The organism is Pseudomonas sp. LBUM1653, assembly GCF_059716115.1.
The window spans coordinates 3,102,759-3,114,954 of record NZ_CP166803.1 but is presented as its reverse complement, the minus strand read 5'-3'; the positions used below and the strand labels follow the sequence as shown (position 1 = coordinate 3,114,954).

7 protein-coding genes are annotated in these 12,196 nt (G+C 60.5%); 6 read left to right on the top strand and 1 reads right to left on the bottom strand.

The annotated features are described in order from the left end of the window. The first annotated feature begins 20 nt into the window (after positions 1-20). The 6 genes from ACA054_RS14070 (at position 21) to ACA054_RS14045 (ending at position 9,877) form a co-directional block, all read left to right on the top strand. A complete protein-coding gene (locus ACA054_RS14070; RefSeq protein WP_497689928.1) occupies positions 21-344 on the top strand; it encodes a DUF2934 domain-containing protein in 324 nt (107 codons plus the stop codon). A gap of 206 nt (positions 345-550) precedes the next feature. After that, on the top strand, positions 551-2,710 hold the full coding sequence (glgX, locus tag ACA054_RS14065) for a glycogen debranching protein GlgX (RefSeq protein ID WP_497689927.1): 2,160 nt from the start codon (positions 551-553) through the stop codon (positions 2,708-2,710). Positions 2,711-2,909: 199 nt separating this feature from the next. Continuing rightward, the gene (locus ACA054_RS14060; protein WP_497689926.1) at positions 2,910-3,668 is read left to right on the top strand and encodes a PIG-L deacetylase family protein; all 759 of its coding nucleotides are present in this window, start codon (positions 2,910-2,912) and stop codon (positions 3,666-3,668) included. Positions 3,669-4,754: 1,086 nt separating this feature from the next. After that, entirely contained in the window at positions 4,755-5,555 is an 801-nt protein-coding gene (locus tag ACA054_RS14055; RefSeq protein WP_497689925.1) for an endonuclease/exonuclease/phosphatase family protein, read from the top strand. 228 nt (positions 5,556-5,783) lie between these two features. Further along, positions 5,784-8,498, top strand: a complete 2,715-nt coding sequence (locus ACA054_RS14050; RefSeq protein WP_497689924.1) for an autotransporter family protein — start codon at positions 5,784-5,786, stop codon at positions 8,496-8,498. Between the two features lie 311 nt (positions 8,499-8,809). Beyond that, positions 8,810-9,877, top strand: coding sequence for an autotransporter domain-containing protein (locus tag ACA054_RS14045; protein WP_497689923.1), 1,068 nt, complete (start codon positions 8,810-8,812; stop codon positions 9,875-9,877). An 83-nt stretch (positions 9,878-9,960) separates the two neighbouring features. Here ACA054_RS14045 and glgB read toward each other — a convergent pair whose 3' ends face one another. Continuing rightward, positions 9,961-12,195, bottom strand: a complete 2,235-nt coding sequence (gene glgB, locus ACA054_RS14040) for a 1,4-alpha-glucan branching protein GlgB (protein ID WP_497689922.1) — start codon at positions 12,193-12,195, stop codon at positions 9,961-9,963. Between the last annotated feature and the right edge of the window lies 1 nt (position 12,196).

The following is a 12,196-nucleotide window of genomic DNA, read 5'->3' as shown; positions in this document are numbered from 1 at the left end:
TTCAGTTCAGGAGCAATGCGATGAGCAACGACGATAAACGCATCCGCGAGTTTGCCTATCAGATCTGGGAATCTGAAGGCAAGCCAGAGGGCCAGGAAGCACGGCACTGGGAGATGGCACGCAAACTGGCTGAAGCCGAAGCCCTGGCGCCGAAAAAGCCGGCAAAAGCGCCGGCGAGTAAACCAGCCGTGAGTAAAGGCGGCGAAAGCAAGCTCAATGGCAAGGCCGCGGCTCCAAAACCCAAGGCCAAAGCCAAGCCGGCTGCCGCCTCTGCGGTGATACCGCCCGGGGAAAAAACCGCCGAGAAAAAACCTCGCGCAGCGCGAAAACCGCCTGCGGTCTAAGCTTTTCTACCGTGGTCCTGAATCACTTCGTGGCGAGTCATCTCGCCAATGGGGAGGCGTTCATCCGTAAAATCACCTGTGGGAGCGAGCTTGCTCGCGATGACGGATCACCATTCAATACATGTAATGCCTGACACGCCGCCATCGCGAGCAAGCTCGCTCCCACAGGTTGCGGCGTATTTGTATCCCTTGTTGCAGGAGCAATTATGACCCGACCCAAGAAAGACACGCCGCCTCCCCATGCCGAACCCTCGCGCATCCGTGAAGGCCTGCCCTTTCCTCTGGGTGCGACCTGGGATGGTCTGGGGGTCAATTTCGCCTTGTTCTCGGCCAACGCCACCCGGGTCGAACTGTGCATTTTCGATGATGCCGGCGAAGTGGAACTCGAACGCATCGAACTGCCGGAATACACCGACGAGATTTACCACGGCTACCTGCCCGACGCCCATCCGGGGCTGATCTACGGCTATCGCGTGTACGGCCCGTACGACCCGGCCAACGGCCATCGCTTCAACCCCAACAAGCTGTTGATCGACCCCTACGCCAAACAATTGGTCGGTCGGTTGAAATGGTCGGAGGCCCTGTTCGGCTACACCATCGGCCACCCCGACGCCGACCTCAGTTTCGACAAACGCGACAGCGCACCCTTCGTGCCCAAATGCAAGGTGATCGATCCGGCGCACACCTGGGGCCACGATCATCGGGTCAGCGTGCCATGGGACAAAACGATCATCTATGAAACCCACGTGCGCGGCTTCAGCATGCGTCACCCCGCGGTTCCCGAAAACGTGCGAGGGACCTTTGCCGGGCTGATGGTCGACGAAGTGCTGGAGCACATCCGCAAGCTGGGCGTGTCGACCGTCGAGCTGTTGCCGATCCACGCCTTTGTCAACGACCAGCACCTGCTGCACAAAGGCATGACCAATTACTGGGGCTACAACAGCATTGCGTTCTTCGCCCCCGACCCGCGCTACCTGGCCAGCGGCAAGATCGCCGAGTTCAAGGAAATGGTCGCGCACCTGCACGAAGCCAACCTGGAAGTGATCCTCGACGTGGTCTACAACCACACCGCCGAGGGCAACGAACAAGGCCCGACCCTGTCCATGCGCGGCATCGACAACGCGTCTTACTACCGCTTGATGCCTGAAGACAAACGCTTCTACATCAACGACTCCGGCACCGGCAACACCCTGGACCTGAGCCACCCGTGCGTGTTGCAGATGGTCACCGACTCCCTGCGCTACTGGGCTTCGGAAATGCATGTGGACGGCTTCCGCTTCGACCTGGCGACCATTCTGGGGCGTTATCACGACGGTTTCGACGAGCGTCACAGTTTCCTCGTGGCCTGCCGCCAGGACCCGGTACTGCGTCAGGCCAAGCTGATTTCCGAGTCTTGGGATTGCGGGCCCGGCGGTTATCAGGTCGGGCGCTTTCCACCGGGCTGGGTGGAATGGAACGACAAGTTTCGCGACACCGTGCGCGCGTTCTGGAAAGGCGACGATGGCCAACTGGCGGACTTCGCCAGTCGCATGACCGCTTCCGGCGAGATGTTCAACCAGCGTGGTCGGCGGCCTTATTCATCGCTGAACTTCATCACCGCCCACGACGGCTTCACCCTCAATGACCTGGTGTCGTACAACGACAAGCACAACGAAGCCAACGACGAAAACAACCAGGACGGCAGCAACAACAACCTGTCATGGAACCATGGTGTCGAAGGCCCCACCGACGACCCGCAAATCAACGAACTGCGCCAGCGACAGATGCGCAATTTTTTTGCCACCTTGCTGCTGGCCCAGGGTACGCCGATGCTGGTGGCCGGCGATGAATTCGCCCGGACACAGGAGGGCAACAACAATGCCTATTGCCAGGACAGCGAAATCGGCTGGGTCAACTGGGACCTGAGCGAGGATGGCAAGGCCCTGCTCAAGTTCGTCAAGCGCCTGATCAAGTTGCGCCTGACCTATCCTATCCTGCGCCGTGGGCGCTTCCTGGTGGGCAACTACAACGAGGACATCGGCGTCAAGGATGTCACCTGGCTGGCGCCGGATGGCCGCGAAATGACCACCAAGCACTGGCACGATGCACACAATCGCTGCCTGGGTATGTTGCTCGACGGCCGCGCCCAGGAAACCGGGATCCGCCGCAAAGGGGCGGACGCCACGCTGTTGCTGGTGGTCAACGCCCATCACGATATCGTCAACTTCCACCTGCCGGAGGTACCCGACGGCGGTTTCTGGACGTGCCTGGTCGACACCAATCAACCGTCCATACGCGGCCAGGAACGCTTCGATTTCGGTCGCGAGTACTCGGTCACCGGGCGTTCGTTGCTGTTGTTCGAACTGCAACGTGAGGAAGAGGAGTAAAAACAGCGAGGCCGGCGCGATGTAAAATTTGTGTCAAGGGTGCACATCCGGCGCGACGAATACCGATACATGAGCAATACTCGATGCGCGGCTGTCCAGGGTCCGGAGCGCCGCGCTTCGCTAACAACCCCGCCCTCACGGCTGCTGCAGCGCTTGCGTTGCGCACGACTGAAGGCGAAAGGAACAAGGACGTAACGCCATGAAATCTGTGTCCGTCAGTGACAGCAGCTTTGCAGAACAAATCTGGAACAGCGCCCCGCAATTGGCCAATATCCCAGTCATTGGAACCCAGTCCCTTCTCCCCCCAGGCGCCCGCGCCGTGGTGATCGCCCCACATCCCGGCGACGAAGTGGTGACCTGCGGCGGTCTGCTGCAGTTGCTCAGCGCCACGGGGCACCCCTTGCAATTGATCTCGGTGACCGACGGCAGCGCCAGCCATGCGGGGTCCCAACAGTGGTCGGAGAAACGCCTGAGCGTGTATCGCTCCCAGGAAAGTGTCGAGGCCTTGCGCCGGCTCGGGTTGCCGATGCACAGCCTGAAATGGATACGCGGCGGCTTCACCGACCACACCCTGGCGGACCATGAACAGGCGCTCACGCAATTCATCGCTCGTTATCTTCGGCCGGGCGATGTGGTGTTCAGCACCTGGTGCGCAGATGGCAACAGCGACCATGACGCTGTCGGCCGCGCCAGCGCCAATGCCGCCACCATCGCCGGTGCCGTCTTTACTGAAATACCGGTCTGGGCCTGGCACTGGCCAACGCGCGATAGCGCTCTGATCCCCTGGCATCGGGCGCGCAAGGTACGCCTGGATACCTGGACAGTGGCGCGCAAGAGCCACGCTACCCATGCCTATGCCAGTCAACTCGACGGTGAACCGGCCATCGGGATAGCGCCACGTTTGCCGCGGGTGTTGTTGGAGCGGATGCGTTTGCCTTATGAGATTGTGTTTGTCTGAAAAGACCAAGGCGGTTGTCGGAGTACATATCCATTTCTGCGGTAACGGCCGCTTATGGTTTCGCCCTTACGGCGCCTCACTTTTCCAAACGCCGGAATGCCGGCCCAGCGAAAAGTAAGCAAAAGGCTTTGCCCCACCACTCGGTGCCTCGCTTAGGCTCGGCATGCCCTCTCTCCGGCATTGCTCCGTGGGTCGCCGCGATGGGCCATCCCTGGCCCAGCGCGGCTAAACCGGCGTCCTGCCGGTTTACCCACTGCGCAATGCCTGCGTTCGGCCATCGTGGTTTAACGGGGCGCCCAAATCTAAAGCCAAAGCGAGGCGGCCTGACAGCCGACCTGACTTTTGCAGATACCCCCAATCCCCTGTGGGAGCGAGCCTGCTCGCGATGGTCGCCAACGATAACGCGCCCTGTCTGGATGATCGCGTTGTCTGGACGTTTTTCGCGAGCAGGCTCGCTCCCACAGGGGATCGCGGACAAGCCTGCAATCAGGTCGGCTATCAGGCCGCCTCGCTTTTGCTTTTGATCTGGCTTTTGATTTTCTTGCCACATCGAGAGGCCGAGTGGAGGTTCTGCGCAGTGGGTAAACCGGCATGGATGCCGGTTTAGCCGCCGCCGGCCATGGATGGCCGATGGCGGCGGGCCCACGGAGCAGGACCGGAGCGAGGGCATGCCGAGCCACAGCGAGGCACCGAACGCCAGGGGCAAGAGCCCTTGGTTACTTGGGGCTTTTCCAAGTGACTCGCTGTAAAAGCGAAACCATAGGTGGCCGTTACCGCAGGAATTGATATGTACTCAGTCAAAATATAATAGGTCGGCTGTCAGGCCGCCTTCGCGAGCAAGCTCGCTCCCACAGTAGATCGGGTACAGCCGCGAGTGATTGGTCGACTGTCAGGCCGCCTTCGCTGGCAAGCCAGCTCCTACAGTAGATCGTGGTACAACCGCGAGCGACTGGTCGGCTACAAGGCCGCCATCGCTACAGATAATGCCGCGTTCGAACGTTTTTTTGGCATCACGACATAACGCGCTGAACTGCACGCCCCCCAATCAGTCGCATACATAAGCAACCCGAATTCAGAGGAGTGAAAGTGAGCAGTGACTCTAATCGGCAGGCAGCAGGAGCAGTGCCGTTGGACAGCCCCCCGGCCATCCACCGGTTACGCGTGCTGACAGTCAACACCCACAAAGGGTTTACCGCGCTCAACCGGCGCTTCATCCTCCCGGAATTGCGCGATGCAGTACGCAGCACCTCAGCGGACCTGGTGTTCCTGCAGGAAGTCGTCGGTGAACACGAGCGCCATTCTTCGCGTTACAACGATTGGCCACAAACCTCGCAATACGAGTTCCTCGCCGACAGTATGTGGAGCGACTTCGCCTACGGGCGAAATGCGGTCTACCCCGACGGTCACCACGGCAACGCACTGCTGTCCAAATACCCGATCCGCGAATACCGCAACCTCGACGTCTCCATTACCGGCCCCGAGCGCCGTGGGCTTTTGCATTGCGTGCTGGACGTACCGGGCCACGCCGAGGTCCATGCGATCTGCGTGCACCTGAGTCTGCTGGAGAGTCATCGCCAGTTGCAGTTGCAGTTGCTTTGCCAGTTGCTCGAATCCCTGCCTGATGACGCGCCGGTCATCATTGCCGGCGACTTCAACGATTGGCAGTTGCAGGGCAACGCCGCCCTCTCCCGCCGCGACTATTTGCACGAAGCCTTCGAACGCCACCATGGCCGTCCGGCAAAAACCTACCCGGCGCGCTTCCCGCTGCTGCGCCTGGATCGGATCTACCTGCGCAATGCCAGTAGCCACGATCCGAAAATCCTCGGCCACAAGCCCTGGACGCACCTGTCAGATCATTTGCCCTTGGCGGTTGAAGTGCACCTGTAACGCGTCAAATCTGCTATCCACCTGTCACTTATGACAGTAGATACACCCAAAAACACCTGCTACGGTGCTCCCGTCCGTTCGACTGACTCGTGCGGACAGGCCCCGTAGCCGTCGTTGCCTGAAGGGTTATTGCCTTCCTGATGATGTCTCGCAACTCGCGCTGCCGATTCACTTGATGCCTTGCCTTTCTTGCAAGACATCGGGTGTCGATTCCACGCGGAGACGAGCATGAACCTTTGCAAAAAACTGCCCAACTACCGTTGCAGCGCCTGTGCCATTTCAATCTGGCTGTGCCTGGGCTGGTCCCTACCGACACAGGCGGCTTGTACGCCTACCCCCACCGCCGGCAACGACAACCAGCTGTGTAACAGTGGCAACGGCGGGCCGCTGACTGATCTGGCGGGAAACAACACCCTGACCTTTCCCGCCAATGGCACCGGCACGATTACAGGTAATGTGACGTTCGGCGTTGGCAATGACACCCTGGACATGAATTCCGGCTTGATTACCGGGATCGTCAATCTGGGAGACGGTGACGACACTTTCAGCATCAGTGCCGGTCAGGTCACCGGGGCGGTGAACCAGGGCAATGGCGTCGATAGATTTCTCATGAATGGCGGGACAATCCAGTCGCTCGCCCAAGGCGACAGTCGCGACTTTTTCGAGATGAACGCAGGCACGATCATTGGCGCCTTCGAGGACGGTGACACCGCCAAGATGACCGGCGGCAGCATCGGCCGGGTCGACATGAAGCTCGATAACAATCTGTTCCATCTGGTTTTCGGGCAGATCCTCGGCAATCTGGTCACCGGGTTTGGTACTGACACCATCAACATTTCCGGTGGCAGGATTGGTGGCAACATCAGTGTCAGCGGCGGCAACGACAGCATTACGGTGACCGGAGGCGAAGTCGTCGGCGAGATCCGTGCCAGTGCAGGCAATGACACTTTTACCTGGGAGGGCGCCGGAACCATCCGTTCGGCGATCCTGATGGGAGATGGCGATGACCTGGCAATCCTGCTCAACCTCAATGACAGCATCCTGGCCCAGACCCCGATCCTCAATGGTAACAACGGCAACGATCTGCTGAGGTTCGATCACACCACCTCCAGCGGAACCGCTCGTTACGTAAACTGGGAAACCGTCAACCTGAGCAATGGCTCGCGATTTCACTTCGACGACAAATTTGTCCTGGGTGACAGCGTCAGCGGCAGCGGCGTGTTCAACATCGACGGCAGCAGTGTCGTGACCTCGATCCAGGGCAGCCTCGCCCCTTTCACCCCGGGCCAGCGCGCGACGCTGAACAACGCCGGGATCATTGACCTGGGCAGCGGCAATACCCGCACCAACGACACCCTGACGGTACAGGGCAACTATGCGGGCAACGGCGGCCAGCTATGGTTGCAAAGCGTCCTGGGCGATGACAGCTCCCCCAGTGACAAACTGGTGATCAACGACGGAACCATCACCGGCAGCACCTCGATTGCCGTTACTAACCTTGGTGGCCTTGGCGCCCTGACCCAGCAGAACGGTATCCAGGTGGTACAGGCCCAAGGCACGGCAACCAGCGACAACGGTGCTTTTACCCTTAGCACACCGCTGTCGATTGGGGCCTTCAATTACAACTTGTTCAAGGGCGGCGTCACCGCTGACAGCACCAACAGTTGGTTCCTGCGCTCGTCCGTAGTGGCCGCGCCACTGGTTGCGGTGCCCAACCCGGATCCTGCCTTGCCACCCATTCTGGTACCACCGCTCGTGGTGCCCAACCCGGATCCAGCCTTACCACCGATTCTCGTGGCACCGGTCGCGGTGCCCAACCCCGATCCAGCCTTGCCACCGATTCTGGTTGCACCGGTCTCAGTGCCTAACCCGAATCCAGCCTTGCCACCAATTCCGGTGCCCCCGGACGCAGCGCCGTTCGCGGCGCCGGTAGCGGCCGTCGGCTCGCCACCACTGCCAGTCGCCGAACCCGGTGCCGCACCGATTCCCCTGTACCGTCAGGAAGTCCCGGTCTGGTCGGTGTTGCCACCCGCGGCCGCGCAGCTGGCCCTGTCGGCGCTCGGCACCTTCCATGATCGACAGGGTGATCAACGCCTGCTGAACGAAACCGGAGCCTTTGGCGCAGGCTGGGGCCGGGTCTACGGGAAAAACTTCGACCAGACCTGGGCCGGCACCGTCACACCACGGCTCGACGGTTCGCTCAACGGGTTTCAGGTGGGCAACGATCTGTTCGCCTCGCAGACTGCCGATGGGCAAACCCAGCGCACCGGCTTCTTCGTCGGCCATAGCCGCTTGAAGGGTGATGTCGACGGCTTCAACCAGGGTTTCCAGGACAAACGCGCCGGCAAGATCGAGTTGCAAGGCGACAGCCTCGGGCTCTACTGGACCCTGACCGATCCCCTGGGCTGGTATGTCGATACCGTGGCGATGTACACCTGGTTGAACGGCGACAGCCACTCCGACCGCGGCCTGAAAATCGACAACGACGGCCACGCCACAACCCTCTCGGTCGAGGCTGGCTACCCTGTTGCAGTGGCACACAATTGGGTGTTCGAACCCCAGGTACAAGTCATCCATCAACAGGTTGACCTGAAGAGTCAGGATGACGGTATTTCAAAGGTGTCGTTCGATTCGGACGCTGCCTGGACCGGCCGCCTCGGCGCCAGGGTCAAGGGGCGCTACGACGTCGCCGGCCTGCCGCTGGAACCTTACTTGCGCGTCAACCTGTGGCACACATCGTCGGGAACCGACACAGTGACATTTGACGACAGCACCGAAATCAAAACCGAACAACGCTCCTCATCGGCGGATCTCGGCATCGGCGCCATCCTGACACTTGCGCATGATGTCAGCGTGTACGCCAATGCGGATTACAGCAGCAATATCGACAGCAACCCATTGCGTGGAATGACCGGCAACCTGGGAATCAGGCTGAGCTGGTAAGTCTGAGCAAAGGCTCTAGCTCGCGAGTTTTTTGACGTTTTTACCAATAAACAAGTACTTATGTATGCGTCGTAAATCAGTCACTTATATGATCTGAAATACCCCTACCATTTATCGGCCATTTTCTTGACGCAATGGCAGGGGTCCTCTTGACTTCACGGTACTACCCCGGAATCACCATCAGGACCAACCGTTAACCACCCGTGAAAACGGGCAGGAGTCGGCTTGCCCTAATTCATTCGGTCGCCCCTCACTCGGGGTAGGAGAGGCGCCAAAGCGAGATACCGCATGCGATTGCAAGGTAGACCTCCATGAGAACTTCACTCACCCCACAAGAGATCCGGATTAGTATTTGCACTGTTTCCAGCACACTGTTGTTATGTTCATCCATGGAAGTGCAGGCTTCCTCCGCCGAGGAAGAAACAACCCCCTGGTACCGCCAGGACATCCCGGCGCTCACCTTGTCTGCACCTGCCACCACCTATCCCGGCCACTTCAACCCGATTGCCGATACGCGAAGTTCAAGCCTGACCGTCGAAGACGCCGCGCCCGGGGCCTGGGATCAACTGTATGGCCAGGCCTCACGCCAGGCGCAAACCGACGCCCTGGCCCAGGGTTTTTCCATTCCTGGCTCCGGCGAACTGAAAAGCCCGGCGATCCTGACCTTGCAAAGCAATAACGGCCACACCCAACGGGTCGGTCTGATCGGCGGCACCGCCGAGTTCCACGGCACCGGCAACGGTTTGCTGACCAATCGCGCCCAATCGGACCCGCACAACGACACCCTCAACCTGCAAGGGCAGAGCCTCGGCGCCTACTGGAGCCTGACCGGCCCACAAGGCTGGCACGTCGATCTGTCAGCCAGTGGTGGTCGCGTCAACGGTTTCAGTCGCAATGAACAAGGCGCCCGACAAATCACCGAAGGCAGCGCGGTGACCCTCTCGGTCGAAGGCGGGTTCCCGATCGGCATCAGTGAAAACTGGGTGGTCGAACCCCAGGCGCAATTGATCAATCAGCGGATCACCCTGGAAACGCCCTATGCGGGTTCGGGCAATGCCTCCTCCAGCGACCTCACCTCCTGGAGCGGCCGGGTCGGTGCCAAGTTGAAAGGTAGCTACGACATCAACGGCCTGCCCATCGAACCCTATGTGCGAACCAACTTGTGGCACACGGTGTACACCGGCAATACCGTAACCCTCGACCAGGTCGACAAGATCAGCAGCAGCCGAAACTCCTCGACGGTCGAACTGGGCTTGGGATTGGTGGCCAGGGTGACGCCGACCGTGAGCCTGTACGTCAGCGCCGACTACAGCAGTGATGTGGATGACAATGATTTGAATGGGTTGATCGGCAGCCTGGGCGTGCGGATGCGCTGGTGAAATAATTGCGGGCACCTGGTTCCAGGCCCCGATCTTCGCGGGCAAGTCTGATGATCAGACTTGCCGGCGAAGGCGGCTTTGAATCAGCCCACTGGTCGCAACATCAACACCGCCAACGGCGGCAGATTCAGCACCAGAGACAACGCCTGCCCATGGCTCGGCGTTTCCTCGGCCGTTGCCCCGCCGCTGTTGCCATAGTTAGACCCGGCATAGATCGACGAATCGCTGTTGAACACCTCGCTCCACTGCCCGGCAAACGGCACGCCGACGCGATAAGCCTCACGCGGCACCGGCGTGAAGTTGGCCACCACCAGTATTGGCTCGCCGTCTTTGCTCCAGCGCATCCAGGCATAAACACTGTTGATCGCATCGTCGCCAATCAGCCACTGGAAGCCTTGCGGCACGTCGTCCTGTTCGTGCAGCGCCGGCACCTCGCGATACAGGCGATTGAGGTCGCTCACCAGCTTCTGTACACCTTTGTGCTCGGAGTACTGCAGCAAGTACCAGTCGAGTTGCTGGTCGTGGTTCCACTCGCGCCATTGGCCGAACTCGCAGCCCATGAACAACAGTTTCTTGCCCGGATGGGTCCACATGAAACTCAGGTAGGCCCGCAGGTTGGCAAATTTCTGCCAGCGGTCGCCGGGCATCTTGTCGATCAGCGAGTGCTTGCCGTGCACCACTTCATCGTGGGAAATCGGCAGGATGAAACGTTCCGACCAGGCGTACACCAGGCCGAAACTCAATTCGTTGTGGTGATGGGCTCGGTACACCGGGTCTTGCTGAATGTAGTGCAGCGAATCGTGCATCCAGCCCATGTTCCATTTATAGGCGAAGCCCAGGCCGCCCTGTTGCGTGCTCTGGCTGACGCCGGGCCAGGCGGTGGACTCTTCGGCGATCACCAGCGCCCCGGGGGCTTCCAGCGCCACGACGTCATTGAGGTGGCGCAGGAAGTCGATGGCCTCGAGGTTCTCCCGGCCGCCATGGCGATTGGGCACCCACTCGCCGGCCTTGCGCGAGTAGTCGCGGTACAACATCGACGCCACCGCATCGACCCGCAGGCCATCCACGTGGAAATGCTTGAGCCAGTGCAGCGCCGACGCCAGCATGTAGCCGTGCACTTCGGTGCGGCCGAGGTTATAGATCAGGGTGTCCCAGTCCTGGTGGAAGCCTTCCTGAGGGTTGCCGTACTCGTACAGCGCGGTGCCGTCGAACTGGGCCAGGCCATGGGTGTCGGTGGGGAAATGCGCCGGCACCCAGTCGAGGATCACGCCGATTCCCGCCAGGTGGCAGTCATTGACGAAGGCGGCAAACTCGTCGCCCGTCCCGTAGCGGGCGCTGGTGGCGAATTGCGAAAGCAGTTGATACCCCCAGGAGCCACCGAACGGGTGTTCCATGATCGGCATCAGCTCGATGTGGGTGAACCCCAGATCCTTCACATATGGAATCAGCCGCTCACCCAGCTCCGGCCAGGTGTACTGACGGGCCACTTCGCCGAGGTCGTCCAGCTCGCATTGCCAGGAACCGGCGTGCAGTTCGTAGATCGACAACGGCGCTGTCGTTCGCTGGCGCTCGCCGCGGGACTGCATCCAGTCCTGATCCTGCCAGTCGATCTTCAACGGCGGGGCGACTTTCGAGGCGGTGTCCGGTGGCAGGCTGGTGGCCAGCGCCATGGGGTCGGCCTTGAGTGGCAGTATCCCCTCCTTGCCGAGGATCTCGTATTTGTAGGCCTCCCCCGCTTGCAGGCGTGGAATGAACAGTTCCCAGACACCGGTGGGGTGGCGCAGGCGCATCGGGTGACGACGACCGTCCCAGCCGTTGAAATCACCCACTACCGACACCCGTCGGGCGTTCGGTGCCCACACGGCGAACCGCACGCCATCGACACCGTCCACGGTCATCAACTGTGCGCCTAGGGCGCTGCTCAAATCACGGTGATTGCCCTCGGCGAACAGGTACAAATCCATCTCGCCGAGCAACGGGCCAAAACTATAGGGATCTTCGGCAGTTTGCTCGCCACCGGCCCAGCGGGTTCGCAACAGATACGGCTGTGCCCGGTCGAAATGCCCGACGAACAGCCCGGGGGTCTGGGTCGCTTCAAGGTTGCCCAGTTCGTCCCCGGACTCTTTGCCCACCACCTGCACGCTCAAGGCGCCCGGTAGATAAGCCCGGATGAATTGGCCGCCGGCGCCATCGCCGTGGGGGCCGAGAATGGCAAAAGGATCGCGATGCTCGGCACGCACCAGCGCATCGATATCGCGCGCCTTGGGTAGCAATACTTCACTGTGATGACGACCCTGTTCCTTGTTCGAGAAACTCATG